At 43.2% G+C, this 21,144-nt stretch carries 17 protein-coding genes and 1 tRNA gene; 8 read left to right on the top strand and 10 right to left on the bottom strand.

The window, feature by feature from the left end:
* The first annotated feature begins 91 nt into the window (after nucleotides 1-91).
* On the top strand, nucleotides 92-505 hold the full coding sequence (locus ACYVAA_RS05210) for a VOC family protein (RefSeq protein ID WP_460539163.1): 414 nt from the start codon (nucleotides 92-94) through the stop codon (nucleotides 503-505).
* Nucleotides 506-638: 133 nt separating this feature from the next.
* On the opposite strand, the gene ACYVAA_RS05205 is transcribed toward ACYVAA_RS05210, so the two are convergent.
* The 5 genes from ACYVAA_RS05205 to ACYVAA_RS05185 form a co-directional block, all read right to left on the bottom strand.
* Complete coding sequence (locus tag ACYVAA_RS05205; protein WP_460539161.1) at nucleotides 639-1,430, bottom strand: PhzF family phenazine biosynthesis protein; 792 nt, start codon at nucleotides 1,428-1,430, stop codon at nucleotides 639-641.
* A gap of 64 nt (nucleotides 1,431-1,494) precedes the next feature.
* Nucleotides 1,495-2,112, bottom strand: coding sequence for a nicotinamidase (gene pncA, locus ACYVAA_RS05200; protein ID WP_460539159.1), 618 nt, complete (start codon nucleotides 2,110-2,112; stop codon nucleotides 1,495-1,497).
* A gap of 154 nt (nucleotides 2,113-2,266) precedes the next feature.
* The gene (locus ACYVAA_RS05195; RefSeq protein WP_460539156.1) at nucleotides 2,267-3,742 is read right to left on the bottom strand and encodes a nicotinate phosphoribosyltransferase; all 1,476 of its coding nucleotides are present in this window, start codon (nucleotides 3,740-3,742) and stop codon (nucleotides 2,267-2,269) included.
* Nucleotides 3,743-4,546, bottom strand: coding sequence for a DMT family transporter (locus ACYVAA_RS05190; RefSeq protein ID WP_460539231.1), 804 nt, complete (start codon nucleotides 4,544-4,546; stop codon nucleotides 3,743-3,745). It lies immediately after the preceding gene.
* 104 nt (nucleotides 4,547-4,650) lie between these two features.
* Entirely contained in the window at nucleotides 4,651-5,892 is a 1,242-nt protein-coding gene (locus ACYVAA_RS05185; RefSeq protein WP_460539154.1) for a cation:proton antiporter, read from the bottom strand.
* A gap of 299 nt (nucleotides 5,893-6,191) precedes the next feature.
* On the opposite strand from ACYVAA_RS05185, the gene ACYVAA_RS05180 reads away from it, so the two are divergent.
* Nucleotides 6,192-6,674, top strand: a complete 483-nt coding sequence (locus ACYVAA_RS05180) for a peroxiredoxin (protein WP_460539152.1) — start codon at nucleotides 6,192-6,194, stop codon at nucleotides 6,672-6,674.
* Nucleotides 6,675-6,700: 26 nt separating this feature from the next.
* Here ACYVAA_RS05180 and ACYVAA_RS05175 read toward each other — a convergent pair whose 3' ends face one another.
* A complete protein-coding gene (locus tag ACYVAA_RS05175) occupies nucleotides 6,701-7,363 on the bottom strand; it encodes an ABC transporter ATP-binding protein (protein WP_460539150.1) in 663 nt (220 codons plus the stop codon).
* A 439-nt stretch (nucleotides 7,364-7,802) separates the two neighbouring features.
* Here ACYVAA_RS05175 and sucC point away from each other — a divergent pair, with 439 nt between their 5' ends.
* The 5 genes from sucC to ACYVAA_RS05150 all read left to right on the top strand — a co-directional run bounded on the left by sucC (nucleotide 7,803) and on the right by ACYVAA_RS05150 (nucleotide 13,847).
* A complete protein-coding gene (gene sucC, locus ACYVAA_RS05170; protein ID WP_460539148.1) occupies nucleotides 7,803-9,020 on the top strand; it encodes a succinate--CoA ligase subunit beta in 1,218 nt (405 codons plus the stop codon).
* 55 nt (nucleotides 9,021-9,075) lie between these two features.
* Nucleotides 9,076-9,152 (top strand) — tRNA-Arg (locus ACYVAA_RS05165).
* A gap of 410 nt (nucleotides 9,153-9,562) precedes the next feature.
* Complete coding sequence (locus ACYVAA_RS05160) at nucleotides 9,563-12,199, top strand: twin-arginine translocation pathway signal protein (RefSeq protein ID WP_460539146.1); 2,637 nt, start codon at nucleotides 9,563-9,565, stop codon at nucleotides 12,197-12,199.
* A 196-nt stretch (nucleotides 12,200-12,395) separates the two neighbouring features.
* Complete coding sequence (locus tag ACYVAA_RS05155) at nucleotides 12,396-13,454, top strand: bestrophin family protein (protein ID WP_460539144.1); 1,059 nt, start codon at nucleotides 12,396-12,398, stop codon at nucleotides 13,452-13,454.
* A gap of 33 nt (nucleotides 13,455-13,487) precedes the next feature.
* The gene (locus ACYVAA_RS05150) at nucleotides 13,488-13,847 is read left to right on the top strand and encodes a nuclear transport factor 2 family protein (RefSeq protein WP_460539142.1); all 360 of its coding nucleotides are present in this window, start codon (nucleotides 13,488-13,490) and stop codon (nucleotides 13,845-13,847) included.
* Between the two features lie 59 nt (nucleotides 13,848-13,906).
* Here ACYVAA_RS05150 and ACYVAA_RS05145 read toward each other — a convergent pair whose 3' ends face one another.
* The 4 genes from ACYVAA_RS05145 to ACYVAA_RS05130 all read right to left on the bottom strand — a co-directional run bounded on the left by ACYVAA_RS05145 (nucleotide 13,907) and on the right by ACYVAA_RS05130 (nucleotide 19,789).
* Nucleotides 13,907-14,998: an SGNH/GDSL hydrolase family protein gene (locus tag ACYVAA_RS05145; RefSeq protein ID WP_460539140.1), complete on the bottom strand. Its 1,092-nt coding sequence runs from the start codon at nucleotides 14,996-14,998 to the stop codon at nucleotides 13,907-13,909.
* Nucleotides 14,999-15,011: 13 nt separating this feature from the next.
* A complete protein-coding gene (locus ACYVAA_RS05140) occupies nucleotides 15,012-16,484 on the bottom strand; it encodes a sulfatase (protein WP_460539138.1) in 1,473 nt (490 codons plus the stop codon).
* A 278-nt stretch (nucleotides 16,485-16,762) separates the two neighbouring features.
* Nucleotides 16,763-18,310 carry a sulfatase family protein gene (locus ACYVAA_RS05135; RefSeq protein ID WP_460539136.1) on the bottom strand — a complete coding sequence of 516 codons (1,548 nt, stop codon included), beginning with the start codon at nucleotides 18,308-18,310 and terminating at the stop codon, nucleotides 16,763-16,765.
* A 39-nt stretch (nucleotides 18,311-18,349) separates the two neighbouring features.
* Nucleotides 18,350-19,789 (bottom strand): sulfatase, encoded by a 1,440-nt coding sequence (locus ACYVAA_RS05130; RefSeq protein WP_460539133.1) that lies wholly within the window; start codon nucleotides 19,787-19,789, stop codon nucleotides 18,350-18,352.
* Between the two features lie 387 nt (nucleotides 19,790-20,176).
* On the opposite strand from ACYVAA_RS05130, the gene ACYVAA_RS05125 reads away from it, so the two are divergent.
* Nucleotides 20,177-20,773: a DJ-1/PfpI family protein gene (locus ACYVAA_RS05125; protein WP_460539131.1), complete on the top strand. Its 597-nt coding sequence runs from the start codon at nucleotides 20,177-20,179 to the stop codon at nucleotides 20,771-20,773.
* Nucleotides 20,774-21,144: the final 371 nt, after the last annotated feature.

Here is a 21,144-nt window from a genome sequence, read left to right as displayed (position 1 = left end):
TTCAACTTTCCAACCTTACTATCTCCCACTTTTCAGTAGGAATGCTTATATTCATAGAGTACCGATATGATCAAAACTAACTGTATAAACCATGAAAAAAGTAACTGGAATAGGCGGCATATTTTTTAAATGCAAAAACCCTGACCAAATGAAAGAATGGTATGCGCAAAACCTTGGGCTCAATACAGATCAGTACGGCACCACCTTCGAATGGAGACAGAGCGATGAGCCCGATAAAAAAGGGTTCTCCCAATGGAGTCCTTTTTCGGACAACACGACCTATTTCCAACCTTCTGAAAAAGAATTTATGGTCAATTACCGCGTAGAAAACCTTGAAGCACTGGTAATCCAGCTCAAAAGGGATGGAGTTGAAATAACCGATGAAATAGAAGTCTATGAATACGGAAAGTTTATCCATATCATGGATCCTGAGGGAAACAAAATTGAGCTTTGGGAGCCAAACGATCGGGAATATGACAAGATCATTAAAGTCCGCACAAAATAACGCTTCAGTGATTCGATGAGTCTAGTAGGTTATCAGGGTAAATCCTGGTTTTAAGCCTACTGATTAGTTTAAAAGATAAAACCCATCTGTTTATGTACAGATGGGCTTATGTGATATTGGGAATACAAGGTTCTTAAACCTCCAAAAATCCCTCGAATATTTTTACTGCTTTTCCATAAATCTTTACCCTGTCCCCTTCCTTTTTAAGCCTCATTTCACCTTCTCTCCTACTTGCCTGATAGGCATTCAACGCTTCTTTTCCCGTTTTCTTATGCCAATAATCCATCAACGCACAATGGGCAAATCCGGTCACAGGATCTTCATTGATCCCAATGTTCGGGGCAAAATACCTGGAGTAAATATCGTAGTCTTCATTTCCCTTGGCCGTAATGATGAGTCCCTCATCACTGTGTTTGACCAATACATTCATTTCAGGTTCCACGTATTCTACTGCGTGAAAACTCTCCAGTTCCAGAATCCAGTTCCCCTTTAGAGAAGCTGCTCCCACTACCTTTTGCCCAAAAAAGTCGTCAACAAAATAGGGATGGGCTCCGGTTTTGGTCGCTATCAGTGGGAAGTCCATTACGATCTCATCATCCATTGCCCTTACCTTAAGCAAGCCACTTTTAGTATCAAAAGTAATTTCCTGATCCATTTCGACCACTTCCTCGGTATACAGCATAAAAGCACTTGCCAAGGTAGCATGGCCACAGAGATCCACTTCTTTTTCAGGAGTAAACCAGCGCAATTTAAATGCAGAAGGCCCTGTTTGCTCTAAAAAAGCTGTTTCGCTAAGGTTCATTTCGGAAGCGATCATCTGCATCCCTTCTTCTGCCAGTGGCCCTGGCAATAAACAGATAGCTGCTGGATTGCCCGTAAAAGGCGTATCGGTAAAAGCATCAACGGTGACAATGGGAAGTTGCATGGTATATCGGTTATAGGTTGATCAATTATTGGCTTACTATTGTATCTAGTTACTCAAAACTTGGCTAAAATGAAATATCCTTACTTGAAACAAGTTCTGCTCCGGCTTTGCTCATCTCCTTCAATGCGTCTTCAAAATCCATAGGGGACATGTTTACTGCTTTGGTGGCGTCAGCCACCAAGTGCGTCTCGAAACCTTCTTTGATGGCATCCAACACCGTAAACTTCACACAGTAATCTGTGGCAAGACCAACCACATATACATCTGTTATGCCCTTTTCATGTAAATACTCACTGAGTCCTGTATTTTCTTTTTTATTGTTATCAAAAAAACCACTGTAGGAATCCACCATCGCGTTCATGCCTTTTTGAAACACCCGCTTCCACCTTTCCTGTTTCAACGTTTCAGCAAATCGGGCTCCCCTGCTGTTTTGAACGCAGTGTTCCGGCCACAAAATTTGATCAGCTCCTCCCAGTTTGATATGGTCTCCCACTTGTTTCCCTTGATGGTTATGGGCAAAACTGCCGTGGTCAGCAGGATGCCAATCTTGGGTGGCAACGATGAAGTCAAACTTGTCTTGCAGCTCATTGATTACCGGTATTATCGTATCCCCTTCTTTTACTGCCAGTGCTCCTCCTGGCAAAAAATCATACTGAACATCGACAATTAGCAGTGCATTCATAATCCTCTTTTCTTAGCTGTTTGTTTCTTCTCAGCACTCCTCCAATCCTATTCGGGAATCATCAAACCCACCTACATCACATACAATGATGCCCGCTTTTCCCGAAAAGATCGAGAAGTTCTCAATACTCCCCCGACAGGGCTAAATAATCAAGTTAATTATAGTTTTTGGCTTTTAAAACTAAATCCGTTCTCAAATGATACAAAGATTCCTCCAGCCCCACTGGGTAAATATGCGGGTTGATCAATCTTTTGTGGGCTTTATCAAATCTGTCCAAATTGGCCAATGTCCGCTCCCTTATTTCGTGCAATCTAGGTCTGGAATAGACTTTCTCCCCTTTTCTAAAAATGGGCACCAACAAAACCTTGCTTTCCATGCTCTCTGGTTTGATCTTCTTTCTTTTGGTAGCATCATAAGGATCGATGATGGTAAGCTCCTCCTTCATCGCAGATCCATCCTCCAAAAAAATCATGTCCGACACCGCTTTTCCGTTTTTATAGAAACGCTTCACATTATGGTACCCAGGGATATTGATTTTTATGGATTGCTGGGAAACCTTCACTTTGGGCACCCATTCTCCCGATTTTTCTTTCAGCGCAGCCATCTTGTAGACAGCCCCCAAAGCCGGCTGATCATAGGCCGTCACCAGTTTGGTGCCTATTCCCCAGATATCTATGGAGGCCTCCTGCATTTTCAAGGAGGAAAGTATGTGCTCGTCCAGGTCATTGCTGGCCACTACTTTGGTATCGGTAAAGCCCGCTTCATCCAAAAGCTCCCTGGCCACATTGCTGTAATACGCCAAATCACCCGAATCAATCCTTACGCCCAAAAGCTTCTTTCCCTGTGCTTCCAGTGCTTTGCCCACTTTGATGGCATTCTGCACTCCCTTTATGGTATCATAGGTATCGACCAAAAAGATGCAATTGTCAGGAAATGCTGCCGCATAAGCCTCAAAAGCTTCAATTTCACTCTCAAAGGCCATGATCCAGCTGTGTGCATGGGTTCCGCTCACCGGTATTCCAAAGAGTTTTCCCGCCATCACATTGCTGGTAGAAGAGCAGCCCCCTATATAACTTGCCCTACTGGCCGCTAATGCCCCATCAATTCCCTGGGCTCTCCTGAGCCCAAATTCCAACACGGGATCCCCTTTTGCCTCCAGGGTAATCCTGGCAGCTTTGGTGGCGACCAAGGTCTGAAAATTGATAATATTCAGCAAAGGTGTCTCCAACAACTGGCACTGTAACAATGGACCTTTTACTCTTATGATCGGCGTGTTTGGAAATACTACCGCCCCTTCTTCAACAGCATCTACATCACAACTAAACTTCAGGTCTTCCAGGTATTGGATAAACTCCGGTTCAAAGGTGGGCTCACCTTGCTGGTTTTTCATCTCCCGCAGGTAGGTCAGATCATTTTCATCAAATTTGAAATTCCGTATATAATCGATCACATAGTCCAGTCCTGCCGCTATGGTAAAACCACTTTGAAAAGGATTTTTTCGGAAAAACAAGTTAAACACCGCTTCCTGCTCCGCCTTTCCAGACTTCCAGTAGGCATAAGCCATGGTGAGTTGATAAAAGTCTGTCAAAAGGGCCAGAGACCCCTGATATAAATCCTTCGTAATTTTCATCTATTTTGATCTAATATTTAAAACTACTCCCACTAACACCAAAGCCATTCCCGAATAAGTCAGCAAGTTAAAGGTTTCCCCGAAAAAGATAAAACCAAAAAGAAGTGCATATAGGATTCCAATGTAATTTAAGCTGGTGATTTTGGCCAAATTGGCATGCTGATAAGCCAAGGTCATGTAATACTGCGCCATTTGGGTAAGCGCCCCTATCCCTAATAAAAACCACCAGTCCTGTCCTTCCGGCATTACCCAGTTAAAATAACTCCAGATCCCCACAATGGGCAAGGTCACCAGCGGAAAATAAAAGACGATGACCAAAGGGTGTTCTGTTCCCTTCAGTCTCCGGATGATGTTATAAGCCAAGCCTGCAAAAAAACCGGAAGCAACGCCTATCAAAGTGTATTCAAGGGATATCCTGGGATCAAAACCTTCTATCACCAACACACCACCAAAGGCAATGGCAAAGTAAAGGAAACGGATAGGCTTGACCTTTTCTTGGACAATAAAAATCCCCAAAATGGTCGTGAAGATCGGTGACAGGTACTGCAAAGTTACCGCACTGGCCAGTGGAATATTCTGAAGGGTATAAAAAAAGGTAATCAGCCCCAATGCACCAGCCCCGCCTCTCAGGATCAACAGTTTTTTGTTGTTCCCAAAAAGTGGAACATTTTGTCTTTTCAAGACGATATAACTGGCAACAAGGCTAAACAGGGACCTGAAAAAAACAACTTCAACAGCGGGGATATGTGGGACAAATTTTACCAGAACCTGCATCATGGCAAAAAATATCCCCGCCAGCAACATGTGCTGAACACTCTTTTGGCTCAAAATCCTAAATGATTAAAGGTGGTAGATTCGATTTATGTAGCAATCGATAATCTTTCAAAATGGTTCCAAACCAGTGCTGATTAAACGGTCTTAGCCGATGGCTTTTCCTCATTTTCCTTTTTTGCCGGTTCTGAGTCACTTTTGAGTTTCTCCTCTGCCTTTTTTGGATCACTGGTAATGACACCAAACATCATCACCAATGCCGTCAAGACGATCACCTGTATGATCAATGATTTGTTCACTAGTCCGATCACATTTATGGGTGCGATGGACAAGAACAACAAAACCGTGATCAGACCTCTAGGAGCCACAAACAATAAAGGACGTAAAGGTAATTTACTCACCTTTAACTGAACCGCCCTCAGTGAAAAGGTAAGTACAACGATCCCCACGGACCAGATAAGGGTGGTCGTGTTGAGGATTTCGGAAGTTTCCAGCAGGTACCCAAAAAGCAAGAAAAACAATGACCTGATCAGAAAGGTTGCCTCTATTGTCAACTCTTTGAATTTCTGGACTTCTTTGTTCAGAATGTCTGTCCTGAAGACATCAAAAAACTTGAGGTTATGCAATTCATTCAAGTTTCCAATAGAAAGTCCAAAGATTAAAATAAATATCAATGCCGGCAGGTGATACACATAAGAAATGGCATAAATCAATATGGTCAGCAGGATAATCGGGACAAACTTGATATGATGCTCTATTTTGCTCAGCAGAAAGGAAAGCCCCACCGTCGCCACAAAGGAAATAAGGGTAATGATTACCAGCTGCAGCCCGAAAACGCCAAATGAGTTAAGCCCAAAGGTTTCATTGCGCAGGACAAAATTAAAGAACACCACCCCAAGGATATCGGACAAACTACTTTCATAGATCACAAATTCCCTGTTGGCTGTGGACAGGTTTCTGACACTCGGTATCGCTATGGCGCTACTGATTACGCACAAGGGAATGGCATTGATCAAACTGTCCTTAAAGGTATAGCCCCCATACAGTTCAAATATATAGGCCAGTAGAAACGAAAGTGCCAACAGAGGTGCCAAAGCACCAAAAAAGGACTTCTTGATAAGTGTCAGCTTGGATTTATTTAGTTCCAGCTCCAGGGCACCTTCCAGTACGATCAAAATCAAGCCTGTAGTCCCGAGAATCGGCAAGATGGAAGACAAATCAGGCAATTTCAGCTCGAAGATCATGGTCCCCTGTCGAACCAACCACCCCAACAACAGTAGCAGGATTACTGATGGGATCTTAGTTTTCTTGAAACTATAATCAAAAAGGTATGCTATGAGCAATAAACCACAAAGCGTTATAATGATTGTTGTTGTCATGCTGAACGTTTAATTTTTTGAACTTCAAACCGTTTTAAAAACAATTTGGAGACACCTTTGAAATGGATCAAAACCAACCAGTTTCAATTGAATCCTCTCCTCTGATCCTACATCAATTATTTCTATGATAAGAAAAATCGATCAAAACCTTATGTAATTATAGCTTAAAACTTTTAAAAAAAAGTTCTATTTACTTTAAAAAACGGTTGGCTTTGTGAACAATTCCAGCCCAAAATTGTTTTGTTGAAAGTGTTCAGGACTTGAATTCAAAGTAATTAACCAATATTTCATCTAGTATTATGCCTTTAAAAAAGTTTGTAAAAGCACCTGATTTTTCTTTGCCCTCTACCAACAAGAAAACCTTCCAACTTTCCAAGGATTTTAAGGACAAAGCCTGTTTGATTTTCTTTTACCCAAAAGACCAAACCAAGGGCTGTACCAAGGAAGTTTGTAGTTTCAGGGACAACTTTCAGTTCTTTAAATCTCTAGATATTCCTATCGTAGGCATCAGCAGGGATGATATCAAAAGCCATGAGGAATTCAAAGAGCTTCACCAGCTGCCATTTGAATTGCTTTCTGATAAATCAGGAAAGGTCTGTAAGGCCTATGACGCGATGATGCCAATTGTCAGGATGCCCAAAAGGGTCACTTATTTACTGGATGAAAACCATCAGATCGTTGCTGCGCATGAAGGCTTGATGGACGGTCCCGCGCATGTGCGAGCCATGATGGAAGTATTGGATGGATTAAAACTTTCACGAAACGAAGGAAGTACCAACTAAAGGTTTTTCGGTCCCAAAGCGGCCCCTTATTCCACTCCAGAGATAATTACCCCGTCCTGCATGGTCAACATCCTGTCCGCCATTTTTGCCAAGTCTTGATTGTGGGTAACGATCACGAAGGATTGGCCAAACTGGTCCCTGAGCCTGAAAAACAGTTCATGCAGGGCTTCTGCACTGTGAGTGTCCAAATTTCCACTTGGTTCATCGGCAAAAATGATCTTGGGATCATTGATCAGGGCTCTAGCCACGGCCACTCTTTGTTGTTCACCTCCACTGAGTTCGGAAGGCTTATGCTGCAACCTCCCTTCTATACCTAAAAGTACGGCAAGCTCCAAAGCTTTTTGTTTGAGTCGCTTTTCATCTTTCTTTGCGATCAAGCCTGGGATAATGATATTCTCCTCTGCTGTAAACTCAGGCAGGAGATTATGGAATTGAAAAATAAAGCCAATTTCGGCATTTCGATAAGCCGCGAGCTGGTTCCCCTTTAACTTTCCCAGGTTCATTTCACCCACCGTCACCTCACCTTGGTCAGCCTTGTCCAGTGTTCCTAAAATGTGCAACAAGGTACTTTTTCCTGCACCGGAGGCTCCTACAATGGAAACAATTTCCCCTGAATTGATACTGACATCTACTCCTTTTAGAACATGGAGCTCTCCATAATATTTTTGTATCCCGGTAGCCTTAAGCATGTAGTTTTAATTGAAAGACTTCAAAGATAAAACTATTTGACAGAACCACCTCCCTCCGCCCCTTATAATTCCAAAGCATTTGGGCTAAGTCTTAATCACTGCCCAACAAGCATACAGCTCATGAAAGTAAGCGAAAAGTAATTTGGCTTTTTTTAAGACCTCTCCAGCCAAGGCAAAGGAATATCAAAGGAAATGATCCATCCATCCACTGCAGACCATCAACATGCTACCCTCGCCCCACATTCACACCCACACAGCGACTCTATGACATAAAAACCAACCACTTAACATAAAAAACAAACCTGTTTCAGCACATTCACCGATATAAAGCCAAATAAGCTATTGTTTTTGGACGTCCCATTATTTTAGGAAAAAGAAACCCTTAATCCTTGAATTATCGGGCAGTGGTAATTAACTTCGGGCAAAAATTTTCACTAGGATGAATATACACGAATATCAAGCTAAAGAAGTTCTTAAAGGATACGGTGTGAGAATTCAGGAAGGTATTGTAGCCAATACACCTGAAGCAGCACTGGAAGCAGCCAAGCAACTTAACGCAGAAACAGGTACCTCATGGTATGTGATCAAAGCACAAATCCATGCAGGTGGACGTGGTAAAGGTAAAATTCAGCAAACCGGTTCTAACGGAGTGGTTTTGGCCAAGAAGTTGGACGAGGTGACTGAAAAAGCCAAAAACATCCTAGGAGGAACTTTGGTAACCCATCAAACCGGACCAGAAGGTAAATTGGTAAACAAAGTGCTTATTGCGCAGGATGTTTACTACCCAGGAGACTCCGAACCTAAAGAATATTATTTATCCATTCTTCTTGACAGAGCCAAAGGATGCAACGTAATCATGGCCTCTACTGAAGGAGGTATGGATATCGAGGAGGTAGCAGAAAAGACACCTGAAAAGATCATCAAAGAATGGATTGATCCTAAAGTAGGTCTTCAGGGTTTCCAGGCCAGAAAAGTAGCTTTTGCACTTGGTCTGTCAGGCAATGCCTTTAAGGAAATGGTGAAATTCATCACCTCCCTATACAAAGCTTATATTGCTACGGATTCTTCTCAGTTTGAAATCAACCCTGTGTTGAAGACTTCTGATGACAAGATCTTGGCGGTAGATGCCAAAGTAAACTTGGATGACAATGCACTTTACAGACACAGGGACCTTGCTGAACTTCGTGACCTTTCTGAGGAAGATCCATTGGAAGTAGAAGCCGGAAAATCCGATCTTAATTATGTAAAGTTGGATGGAAATGTGGGCTGTATGGTAAATGGTGCCGGCTTGGCCATGGCAACCATGGACATGATCAAGCTTTCGGGCGGTGAACCTGCCAACTTCCTTGACGTAGGAGGTGGAGCCAATGCCACTACTGTGGAAGCCGGCTTTAGAATCATTTTGAAAGATCCTAATGTAAAGGCGATCCTTATCAACGTGTTTGGCGGCATCGTAAGATGTGACCGAATTGCCAGCGGTGTGGTAGAAGCCTATAAATCAATTGGTGATATTCGCGTTCCGATCATCGTTAGACTTCAAGGCACCAACGCCGAAGAAGGCGCGAAGATCATCGATGAGTCTGGCCTAAAAGTATCCTCTGCAATTACTTTGAAAGAAGCTGCAGAAAAAGTGCAAGAAGTGCTTAAAAACGCATAAAATTAGTTTATATTTGTAGCCGATTTGAGGGTAGCCATCCTCAGATCGGCCTCAAGCGCGCGTAGTTCAACTGGATAGAATATCGGATTTCGGCTCCGAGGGTTGAGGGTTCGAATCCTTCCGCGCGTACCAGCAAAGCTTGTCACCATTTGGGTGACAAGCTTTATTTTTTTATGCCCAAAAAAGAATGAGCAGTTTTTTTTGGGGGCATCAAGTGCAAAAGTTCTGGATCCACAGATGAACATGGATTAACACAGATGTTATTAGCTTGGCTTATGCTCTTTCAAAAAAGTCTGGAAAAGCTTAAGTCCAACTCAAATACAATAAAGCCCTCCCAATTCTACATCTCCCCTGAAAACAGCTCAATAGCCAAGGATGGTCTGCTTTACTTCCCAATCATTTATCCGCCATAACAACCATTCATATTTTCAAAACCTAGTTAATTTCTTTCATATACTTTTCTTTGCTTGTTTTTTATTACATTTATCTATTATTATTGGCCTCTGGGCCTAGCACGTAAAAACTCAAATCACTGACTTAAGATGAAACGAAGAAAATCACTGAAAATAATGGCCTTGGGAGCATTGACCCCAAGTATGGGCATCTTCTCGCCCCTGGCCACAGCAAAAAGCATCATCGACAAAAACACCAGTCTGCATTTTGAAAGTGATTGGCAAAACTGGCCTGACATGGACTGGGTAGGCCCCGAATACTGGGGAAACCGTCTCCAGGACTGGAAAATCGAAGGAGGAAAAGTGCTTTGCCAGGTTGCAGGCCCCAATAGAACTTTACATTGCCTCACCACGCAAGCCACCGCTGAAAGTGGCACCTTGACAAGCACCGTTGACATAGAACTCAATAAGGACCTGCCTGTTTCGGACAATAATTTTGTCGGGATACGATTGGGTATCAAAGGAAAATTCGAAGATTACCGCTCCGCAGCAGTACACGGTAAAGGCTTTGACATTGGCATCACCACTAGTGGTAAGCTAAAAATCGGCAATGAACTTTCCGAAATACCCCAAAACAACGGCAGCAAATATTCACTGGAAATAAATGTATCCAACCAGGGTATCCACCCCACAATAGAGGTTAACCTCACTTTAGAAAACGGTTCAACACTGGGAAATTCTATTGGAACCAGTGAAATAACACACCAAACACTGGAAGGAAACCTGGCACTCATAGCCAATATACAAGACGAGTACAAGGAGATCCAGGAAAGCACGTACTCGGCACATTTCTCCAACTGGAAGATTGCAGGAACGAAGCTTGTTTCCAGTAGCGAGCATGAATATGGTCCGATATGCTTTGCCCAATACACCTTGCATCAAGGCACATTAAAGTTGACCGGCCAGCTTGCCCCTGTTGAGAGAGTTTCAGGCCACAAAGTAGTACTCGAATTCAAAGAAAATGGCCAATGGAAGGAAGTGGGTACCTCTATCATTGACCCCTTATCAAGAACCGTCCACTTCCGTCATGAAAACTGGCTGTCCAATGAAGCTGTCCCCTATCGCATAAAGCTGCTTTTACCTATAAAAAGTGAAGACCCTGCTTATCTGTCGGACATCAGGTATTACACTTATGAAGGGACTATTGCCGCAGAACCAAAAAACAAAGACGAAGTAAAAACAGCTGTATTTAGCTGTAACTGTGATTTTGGTTTTCCAGATGCTGAAATCCCAGTCCATGTCAATTGTCATGAGCCGGATCTGGCCCTTTTTGTTGGGGATCAATTTTATGAAGGAACAGGAGGTTTTGGGATCCAGACTTCACCAGTAGACAAAGCAGCCTTGGATTACCTGCGCAAGTGGATGATGTTTGGCTGGTCCTATAGAGAGGTCTTCCGACATATTCCCTGCGCCATTATCCCTGATGACCATGACGTTTATCACGGTAATATATGGGGAGAAGAAGGTAAAGCGGCCGACATTTCCGGTAGCTGGGGAGCACCTGCGCAGGATTCAGGAGGCTATAAAATGGTTCCAAAGTGGGTCAATATGGTGCAAAAATGCCAGACCAGCCATCTTCCTGATCCTTTTGACCCTACCCCGGTCAAAAGAGGCATTGAAGTTTATTATACCGAATGGATTTATGGCGGGGTGAGCTTTGCTATTCTGGAAGACCGCAAATGGAAATCAGCCCCTAAGCATGTTCTCCCCGAGGAAGCTCAGGTTTGGAACGGATGGATCCAAAATCCAGATTTTGATATCAAGAAACACCGGGTAAAGGATGCCCAACTTCTTGGGGAAAGGCAATTGGCCTTTTTGGACCACTGGGCCCAAAACTGGGATGGAGATGTCAAAATGAAATCTCTGGTCACCCAAACCATTTTCAATACAGTTTCCACCCTACCTGCAGAGGCAAAAGACGATTCAGTGGTTCCTAAGATGGATATCCCACAGCCTGGAAAATACGTGTCCGGCGATAAGATAAACGGAGATATGGACAGCAATGGATGGCCTCAGGAAGGACGGGACGAGGCAGTGGACAAAATCCGAAAATGCTTTGCCTTTCACATTGCTGGGGACCAACACCTGGCCAGCTTTACCCAATATGGTGTAGACCAATACGGTGATGGCGGATATGCCTTTGCGGGGCCGTCACTTAACAATATCTGGCCAAGAAGATGGTGGCCTCCAGTAAGTGACACGGAGAGCCATTCAGAGGAAACCCCCGCCTATACCGGTAATTTCGAAGATGGCTTTGGAAACAAAATGACTGTCAAAGCAGTGGCCAACCCTAGGCTCACAGGTGAAGAACCTGCATTGGTTTATGACCGGGCCACGGGCTATGGCATCGTCTCCTTCAATAAAAAGGACAGGACGATCACTACGGAATGCTGGCCAAAATATGTGCACCCATTGAAAAACCCCAAAGGGCAATATGCCGGATGGCCTATTACGGTCAAGCAGGAAGAGAATTATGGCAAAAAAGCAGCTGCCTGGCTTCCTACGGTAAAGGTCAATGGCATGAGCAATCCCATCATTGAGGTCATTGACGAATCCAATAACAATAGTCTGTACTATTTGGCACTCAATGGAAATAGTTTCCAGCCGAAGGTTTTCCAAAAAGGAAGTTATACCATTAAAGTAAAAGACAGTCAAACGGGAAAAACCATTGAAAAAAAGGGCATTAAATCAAGTGCACGGTCCAAGGGCACATTAATGTTCAGCTAACAAAAACGAAAAGACGGCGATTAGCCGTCTTTTCGTTTTTTAACCTACCTTAATTCCCCACACTACAGCTTTTTTGACCAAAACAGGGACTCCGCTGGCGAGTTCTTTCATTCTTGTTGATTTATTTTTATTTTGAGGAAATAAGCCCTTAGTTTTTGAAAACTGATTTCATCCATCCACCTCATTATTTTAACTCATGTATACAAAAAAAGTCTATAGTTTCAAGTCAATGGCCTTATGGACCAGGTACGAAACAGGAATATTTATCACCATTGCTCTACTGGAAGTTTTACTGTTTAATCTATGTGGTAAAGCCCTAAGGATTCCTTTTACCCCAATTGCCCTGATCGGTACCGCAGTAGCCTTCATCATCGGTTTCCAGAGTAATTCCGCTTATGGTAGGATCTGGGAAGCCCGTCAAATTTGGGGAGCCATTGTCAACTCTTCCAGAACCTTTGGGATGATGACAAAAACCTTTCTCAACAATGAACAGGCACTCGAACCTGTCGCCGATAAAGAACTCCAACGCCAGAAAAAAATCCTTATTCACAGACACATCGCTTGGATGACGGCTCTCCGCTACGCCATGCGGCAGCCAAAACCATGGGAATATGTAATGAAGGAGTATACCAATAAAGAGTGGGCAAAAAAAATCTACGTTCCTGAATTTCACGTTCCCTTTGAGGAAGCAATAGCCCCGTACCTTTCTAAAGAAGAGCTAAGTTACATCGAAAAAAAAGACAATAAACAAACTGCAATCCTTTATCTCCAATCCCAACACCTACAGCAACTCAAGGAACAGGGACTTCTATGGGCATTCTCCCATCTGAAACTGAACAATGTTTTGGAAGAACTTTTCAACCATCAAGGAAAATCAGAAAGGATCAAAAACTTCCCTTACCCCCGGCAATTTGCCTCTATTCTTTTATACTTTACTTGGATCTTCATTTTATCCCTACCTTTGGCCATAGCCACCCAGTTTGAAGACATTGGTGCACAGTTGGAAGCTAATTTTCACGGGATACAGGATTGGTCGATTTGGTTATCGGTTCCATTTTCAGTGGCCATCATGTGGATATTCCACACCATGAATAGAATAGGAAGAGTCGGAGAAAATCCCTTTGAAGGATCCACAAACGATGTCCCTATTTCCACCATTGCCAGAGGAATAGAAATTGACCTAAGGCAAAACTTAGAGGAGGACCTCAATGATATCCCCCAGCCCTTTCCGGCCAATGTCGACACGCAGATGTAATTCTTTATCAAGAAACCTCTGACCATTTACATTATGGATACAAAAACAACTATTGAAACATGGTTTGCCCTTTGGGAAAAGGGAGCCTTCCAAAAGCTTCCTCTCTCCCCTGACTTTACCCATACCAGTCCCTATGGGACCATTCAGGGAAAAGCCTCGTATATGGAATTGATCGAAGCCAACAGGGATAAATTCTTAGGACATCAGTTTGAGCTCCATGATATCCTGACAGAAGGCAGCAAGGGCTGCGTTAGGTACACGGCCGTTCAAGGGGATTTCCGGCTTGAGGTCAGCGAATGGCATTATGTCCACGAGGGATTGATTGAAAAAATCATAGCCTATTATAATATCCCCGGCAAAATCAGGGAGGACAGAAAGCTCAAAAATTTATAGTTATCCTACTCTTAGAGACAGTCCTCCCTGAATCAGCCCTGGCAGGGACATTTCCCAAATTACTTGATAATCTTCTTTAACTTTTTCACATAGGCATCGGCATAGCGGCGCATCCCCAAATCAGTGGGGTGTGTGCCATCCACAAAATCATCTATCTCCATCCCTATTTTCTTATGGGGCAGCAAGTGTATATCTTTCAAGCCTTCTCTTTTTAGTTCTTTATAGCTCGATTCCATCCATAGATTTAGCTCTGCATAAATCTTCCTTCTTTCGGCATTGACCAAACCATCACTATAACCTGCATGCTCCACCAATAAAATAGGCGTGTCCGGATGGGATGCTCTCAGCGAAACAACCGATGATTTAATCCGCTTTTTAATTTCTTCCTCTCCCAATCCACTATTGGGCCCCAAGTTGGGTAGGCAATCTAAAACAAACACTTTTGCGTCAATGGTCTTGATATAATCAATGAGCTCCTCTTCCAGTTTCCCATTACCAGAAAAGCCCAAATTAATCAATGGAATGTCTAAGGTTCTTCCAACGATATTGGTCCAGGCCATTCCAGGACGGGAAGCGCAGGCCCCTTGTGCAATTGATGTTCCATAGACCACGATAGGAGCTTCAGGTCTTGATTCTTTAAAATCAAATTGTGCAGATTCTTCCACCCCGATCTTAAGTTCATCCACGCTATTATAAAGCGGGAGATAAAGTTGGTACTCCCGGGCAATATTGGAATTGTTTGGGGTAAAAAAAGTATAGCTCACCTGATCATCCCCAAAGCTAAAAGCTCCTCTAATCCAGTTCCACCGGCCCTTTTTATCTTTGGTATAGAGATCCAGACCGCTATCACCTGTTGCTGGCATGTGTGGCATCTGCAAGCCTTCTCCGGGAATAAACTTAACCTGTATCTTTGAGGCATCGGTCACAAACCGCAGCATTATACCCGCTGCATCCCTGGATAATTTCCAAACCGCCGGACGTACTTTTCCTTCAGCATCATCTGGCAGCCTATTATAACCGATATTATCCCAGCCTTGGCCTTCCAAAACCGTCTTATTTGCATCCAATGGATCATACCACTCCAGCTCCTGTGCCAATAGGCAGCAAGCATGGAATAACATCAAAACACTTAGGATTCCCTTTTTCATCATTGCTTTTTCTGCTTTATTCCATTAGTTTTTTAACCAGCCCCGCTTCAAAATCTGCATCAAACGCAGGATTTGTTTCCGTTGGAACCTTCGCCTTGGTGGCTTCTCTCCATTCACGAAGTTTATTATAGAGTTCTTCGGTCTTCTCAGGAAATTCTTCGGCTACATTATGCTGTTCGTTAAGGTCTTTGTCCAAATCATACAGTTCTATCCCGCCATCCTCAAAATATTCATGCAATTTCCATTTGCCCAAACGTATAACTGAACCTGGCCTGGTCCTGAAAAGGGGATCTCTTGCTTGGTCAAATTTGGCATCATAAGCTTCTAAATATATGGGGAAATGCCAAAACAAAGGACGTTCGGAAAGCTCCTGCCCATCAAAAAACAACTCACTTAAATCCTGCCCATCCAGATGCTGACTGATGTTTTCCGCACTTATGATGCGCTGTAAGGTAGGGAAAAGATCCAGCTGCATTACAGGACTTTCGCTTTTCTTTCCTTTCGCTATTCGGCCAGGATACTTCATTACCAACGGAACGCGGATCCCTCCTTCATAATAGGAACCCTTGCCTGCCCGAAGAGGATATTGATCAGAAGTTTTCCGGATACCTCCGTTATCGGAAGTGAAAATCACTACCGTGTTTTCCTCTAAGCCCATTTGCTTTAGTGCTTCCAGTAGCCTGCCGACATTTTGGTCCATGGAATAGACCATTGCCGCATAAACCGCATTTCCTTGGCCATCAGAGCTCGGCTTTGCTTTGAATTTTTCAATCAGCTCTGGCTTGCCCATCAAAGGACTATGCACGGTATAAAAGGGCAAATACAAGAAAAATGGTTTCTCCTTATTATCTCTCACAAAACCTATCGCTTCGTCTGTCAGGCGATCTGTCAAGTACTCCCCTTCAGGACCATCTTCTAAATGCTTTACATTATAAGGACTGAAATACCCCTTTCTTCCAGGATTTCCCATGTGGCTTCCCGCTACATTAACATCAAACCCCATAAGGTTCGGATCTTCGCTTACATGCCATTTGCCAACACTAGCCGTCACATAACCATTGGCCTTGAACATCTCCCCTAAGGTAAATAGGGAATCCTGAAGTGCATCCACATTCTCGACCGGAATAATCCTTCTGGTTTTTTCGTTCCCCCTATCCGATGGGCTTACGGTATAGACACCATGTCGGGGCCCATATTGTCCACTGATCAGGCAGGCCCTGGATGGAGCACAGTTGGATGCCCCTGCATAGGCATTGGTAAAAACCAAGCCCTCCTTACTGAGTTGATCGATATTGGGTGTTTCATAATAATCACTTCCCATAAAGCCCAGATCCTTCCAGCCCAGGTCATCTACATTGATCAATATCACATTAGGCTTTTCACCATCTCTTTTATTGGCATTCTCACTATGGGATCTAGCACAAGCTGACACTCCTATTCCCAATAGCATTGCGAACACTTGGACAAATAATCTGTTGATATTTTTCATAAAGTAATTTTGGCTTAATTGGTAAATGGTTCTTTTCCGATCAAGGAGATGCTCTCCCTAAAGCAAAGACGATAATCAAACAAATAGGGAAATAAAACTGGAACTCCTCCTCTTAAGAAAAACCAAATCGACTGCTAAAAATAAAACAAAAGACAAGACACAAAAAATATTACCTTCAAAACCTTATCTTTTTAACAAAAACGAGTCTACACTTTGTGCAGACTCGTTTCTCATTTGTCTATTTCAGCATTTTTACACGCTCAATCCTGTCATCTCACTTATTTCTTTCTAATTTCCGGAGAGGAAATATCTTGATGAAAAATCTCCTCAGCCTCCTTGTCCTCGTATTTCTTGATGGCAGCTTCCAACTTCTCCTTCATCTCTTTCTGTATCTGTTGATATTGCTCTTCACCATATACATTTTTCATTTCTTTTGGATCTTTCTCCAGATCAAACAGCTCCCAGGATTCCACTTGGTCATAGAAACGAATAATCTTGTACCGGTCAGTCTTCACTCCAAAATGCGGGGATACGCTGTGCTCGCCCACTTCATAGTAATGATAATAGAGTGCTTCCCGCTGACTTTCAGTTTTTCCTGTCAAGGCCGGTAGCATGGAAACGCCTTGCATGTCTTCTGGAACTTTCACTTGAGCCGCCTCCAAAACAGTAGGTGCAATATCCAAGTTCATCACCATAGCGTCAGAAGTGGTTCCGGCTTTTACCACTCCTGGATAACGCATCATCATTGGTGTACTGAAAGATTCCTCGTACATAAAGCGCTTATCAAACCATCCGTGTTCTCCTAAGTAAAACCCTTGGTCGGAAGTATAGATCACAATGGTATTTTCATCCAAACCGTGCTCTTCTAAATAGTCCAACGTCCTGCCGATATTTCTATCCATGGATTCAGCAGTAGCCAGATAATCCCTCATGTATTGCTGGTATTTCCATTCTACCAAATCTCTCCCCTCCAGGTTCTTTGCCTTCAGTTCATGATAGATGGGTCGGTAATGCGCATCAAACTTGGCTTTTTGCTCTGGAGTCATCCGGGTGATATTACGGTCACCAAGGCTGTCTTCAAACATTTTGAGGTCATAACCCATGATCATGGTTTTGTCTATGGTCATATCCTGTTCCATGGCAGCTTGCCGCCCCTCATAGTCATCATAGAAGTTGTCAGGAAGTGGGAAAGTGACCTCATCGTACATGTCCATATCCTGTAGGTCAGGCATCCAGGTTCTGTGGGTGGCTTTATGGCCAATCACCAGGCAAAAAGGTTTATCCTGATCCCGCTTATCCAACCAGTCTTCTGCGGCATCTTCCACCAAGTCACTGACATAACCTATTCTATTGACCTTTCCGCTGTCTTTCACAATAAAGTCAGGATTGAAGTAGAAGCCTTGTCCGGGAAGGATCTCAAAGTGATCAAATCCTTGGGGATCTTCCCCCAGGTGGTATTTCCCGATCCAAGCCGTTTGATAACCCGCAGCTTGCAAGTGCTTTACAAACTGGTCTTGATCAGATTCAAACTTGCTGTCAGAGTTTCTTCGAAATCCGTTTTTGTGGCTGTATTTTCCCGTCAACAAAACTGCCCTGCTGGGACCGCAAATAGAATTGGTTACATAAGCGTTGTTGAACAATACCCCTTCATTGGCGATCCTGTCAATATTCGGGGTTTTGGCGATGGTACTCCCGTATGCGCTGATGGCTTGGCGGGTATGGTCATCGGATACGATGATCACGATATTCGGCGGCTTTTGTGCTTTCGGCTTGGCACAGGAAAAGAATGCCAAGACCAATACGGCCCATAAAATACTCTTATACATAATTTGCTTGCTTATTTTGTCTTATAGGATTTGTTCTTATCAATATGTCTTTCCCAGGTCATTATCCCTTACCTCTGCAAGTTTTTGCTTTAAGCTGCTTTTAAAGCTTTCCACTGCTTTTTCATATTGGGGATTGTATGCCAGGTTATTAAATTGTTGCGGATCATTTACCATATCAAAAAGCTCCATTCCACCTGCACCGTCCTCCTCGTATTGGATAAAAGCCCATTTTTCATTCCTTAGCAAAAACATATCCTTGCCCCTCCATCTGGAAACTGAAAAAGCCATGTCCCTGACTTTGTGGCTTGGATCATCCAAGGTTTTGACCAAACTTTTTCCTTGGACAGCATTGGGCAATTCCAAACCTGCAAGTTCTGCCACTGTGGGATAAAGGTCTATAAGCTCCGAAAAAGATGCGCACATTGCTGGCTTTTTCCCAGGAACTTTGATGATCAAAGGTACTTGGGCCGACTCCTCATGAAGGCTTACCTTCATCCAAAACTGGTGTTCTCCCAGATGGAATCCATGATCAGAAGTAAATATTACGATGGTATTTTCCTCCAAACCTTCTTCTTCCAAAGTCTGCAAAACTTTCCCTACCTGAGCATCCATATAGGCCACCGAGGCATAGTAAGCGCCTATGGCCTTTTTTTCCTGATCTTCTGACATGTGGGCATTGACACTGGTCACATAGTTGATGCCATTGGCTGGAATATCATTCCAATCCCCTACCACTTTGGGAGGCAAAATCATTTCTTGGTACGGATAAGGCTCAAAATAACTTTTTGGGGCCACAAAAGGCACATGAGGACGGACAAAGCCTACCGCTAAGAAAAACGGCTCATCCTTATGTTGGCGAATGAGCTCAGAAGCCTTTGCTGCTGTTTTCCCATCGGAATGCTCCAGATCATCCCCTTCCGCTTTTACTATGGTCATTACATTGCCGCCTTTTCTAGGCAGTTTTCCATAGGGATTGTTTTGCACCAACTCAGCCTCACCTTCAGCCGTCCATTCCGGCCCTTGGCTATTGTATCGCTCAGCCCAGGACAACTCATCATCGGCACCGTTTGTACCTTTTTCTATATCGATGGGAACCCCCATATGATAAATCTTGCTCACCCTCGCGGTATAATAACCGTTGTTTTTAAACAATTGCGACCAAGTGACTTTTTCTGGGCCTATATTTTCCCGTCCACTGGTATAACCGAAAGTCTCGGTCGCATGGGGGTAATAACCTGACATAAAAGACGCCCTTGAAGGTCCGCAAATCGGAAACTGGCAATAAGCCCTACTGTATAAAGTCCCTTCGGACGCCAATTTGTCTATATTAGGTGTGATTGCTAAAGGATTCCCGTAGGCAGATACTGCTTTAGCTGTCAGATCATCCGCTATAATAAACAGTACATTGGGTTTCTTTGACTTTTGCCCATAGGCAAAACAGACCTGAAACAACAAAAGGAAGGTAACTAAATGCTTCAACGTTCTTAATTTTTTAAAGTAATCTCCAACAAACACAACCACTAAAACAACTATTTTATTAAAATAAAGCCTAACTTAACTATTATTTTCAATTAATAAAAAGTCATATTATAATTTTTTACAACAACTTATTTAAGCTGTCAATTCGTTTAAAAACCCTCCATCAACAAAACATCCTAGAAATTTAAGCCGGTCTTAACCCGCTCTCCCCACCAACTTCCCATGCTCCCATCCCAGCTTTTCTCTAAATCCAGCAATGGCTTTATAACAAGCAATACCACACAAAACCTTATCATAAAATTACCTTAACGAGAAGTTCTTTTAGTTCCAGTTCAAAATTAATACCTTCAGGAAAAGAGATGTTAAACCATTAATAACCTTACTGTTATGACCAAGAAGATTTTAATGATCGTGGGTGATTATGTAGAGGATTATGAGGCCATGGTACCTTTCCAAGCCATGCTTTCTGTAGGCTTACATGTTGACACCATTGCTCCCGAGAGAAAAAAAGGCGATACTGTTCCCACTGCTGTCCATGATTTTGTAGGCGACCAAACCTATAAGGAACTGACGGGCCACCAATTCGGTATTACAGCAGACTTTGATTCGGTAGATCCTGCGGGATACGACGGGCTTTACATTGCCGGTGGCAGGGCGCCCGAGTATATTCGCCTCAATCAGAAAGTACTGGACATTACGCGGTACTTCTTTGACAAAAACAAGCCAGTAGCCGCTATTTGTCATGGTATTCAGATTTTAACGGCAGCAAAAGTTCTAAAAGGAAGAACACTGACAGCCTATGTCGCGGTGGGACCGGACATAGAACTTGCCGGAGGTACCTGGAAGGATATCCCAGCGGATAAGGCGATTGTAGACGGTAACTTGGTTACTTCACCGGCTTGGCCAGGGCATCCGGCCATTTTAAAGGAATTTTATAAATTGCTAGGTTTGAAAATAACCCTATCCGAATACGATCACGCCTAAACCATTCTTAAGCAGTCTTTGATCATGTTTTTTGAGCCTGCCTTAAAATTAGGCTGGTCCTTCATCAAGCTGATCAGGGAGAGTGACCGCTCTCAATGTACCTTAAGGTGCATTGGGAGCGGTTTCCAACCGAAAATATAGGATCATTTCAATTAAAGGATAGATGACCACTATCTTTAATATCAACAACGGGATCAGCTAAAACGCCCTCGTTAGGCAATTCACCTATCCCAATGAGGTACTTATAAAACAACGGGAGAATAGGCAAAAGTAGGAGCTTCCATCGATATGCTTCACCTTCAGGGTAGTCCGTTAGTTAATAGAGTCGGAATCAATTTATCCAAGGGTACTGCTTTTGGCTTCCGAATTTC

The organism is Echinicola sediminis, from assembly GCF_054777495.1.
This window is presented reverse-complemented; position numbering and strand designations above follow the sequence as displayed.

Excerpts from the sequence above, each read along its gene's own strand:
- sucC (WP_460539148.1), top strand. The coding sequence starts at position 7,803 with ATGAATATACACGAATATCAAGCTAAAGAAGTTCTTAAAGGATACGGT.
- ACYVAA_RS05145 (WP_460539140.1), bottom strand. The coding sequence starts at position 14,998 with ATGATGAAAAAGGGAATCCTAAGTGTTTTGATGTTATTCCATGCTTGC.
- ACYVAA_RS05160 (WP_460539146.1), top strand. The coding sequence starts at position 9,563 with ATGAAACGAAGAAAATCACTGAAAATAATGGCCTTGGGAGCATTGACC.
- ACYVAA_RS05150 (WP_460539142.1), top strand. The coding sequence starts at position 13,488 with ATGGATACAAAAACAACTATTGAAACATGGTTTGCCCTTTGGGAAAAG.
- ACYVAA_RS05190 (WP_460539231.1), bottom strand. The coding sequence starts at position 4,546 with ATGTTGCTGGCGGGGATATTTTTTGCCATGATGCAGGTTCTGGTAAAA.
- ACYVAA_RS05195 (WP_460539156.1), bottom strand. The coding sequence starts at position 3,742 with ATGAAAATTACGAAGGATTTATATCAGGGGTCTCTGGCCCTTTTGACA.
- pncA (WP_460539159.1), bottom strand. The coding sequence starts at position 2,112 with ATGAATGCACTGCTAATTGTCGATGTTCAGTATGATTTTTTGCCAGGA.
- ACYVAA_RS05185 (WP_460539154.1), bottom strand. The coding sequence starts at position 5,892 with ATGACAACAACAATCATTATAACGCTTTGTGGTTTATTGCTCATAGCA.
- ACYVAA_RS05205 (WP_460539161.1), bottom strand. The coding sequence starts at position 1,430 with ATGCAACTTCCCATTGTCACCGTTGATGCTTTTACCGATACGCCTTTT.
- ACYVAA_RS05180 (WP_460539152.1), top strand. The coding sequence starts at position 6,192 with ATGCCTTTAAAAAAGTTTGTAAAAGCACCTGATTTTTCTTTGCCCTCT.
- ACYVAA_RS05155 (WP_460539144.1), top strand. The coding sequence starts at position 12,396 with ATGTATACAAAAAAAGTCTATAGTTTCAAGTCAATGGCCTTATGGACC.
- ACYVAA_RS05140 (WP_460539138.1), bottom strand. The coding sequence starts at position 16,484 with ATGAAAAATATCAACAGATTATTTGTCCAAGTGTTCGCAATGCTATTG.
- ACYVAA_RS05135 (WP_460539136.1), bottom strand. The coding sequence starts at position 18,310 with ATGTATAAGAGTATTTTATGGGCCGTATTGGTCTTGGCATTCTTTTCC.
- ACYVAA_RS05175 (WP_460539150.1), bottom strand. The coding sequence starts at position 7,363 with ATGCTTAAGGCTACCGGGATACAAAAATATTATGGAGAGCTCCATGTT.
- ACYVAA_RS05125 (WP_460539131.1), top strand. The coding sequence starts at position 20,177 with ATGACCAAGAAGATTTTAATGATCGTGGGTGATTATGTAGAGGATTAT.
- ACYVAA_RS05210 (WP_460539163.1), top strand. The coding sequence starts at position 92 with ATGAAAAAAGTAACTGGAATAGGCGGCATATTTTTTAAATGCAAAAAC.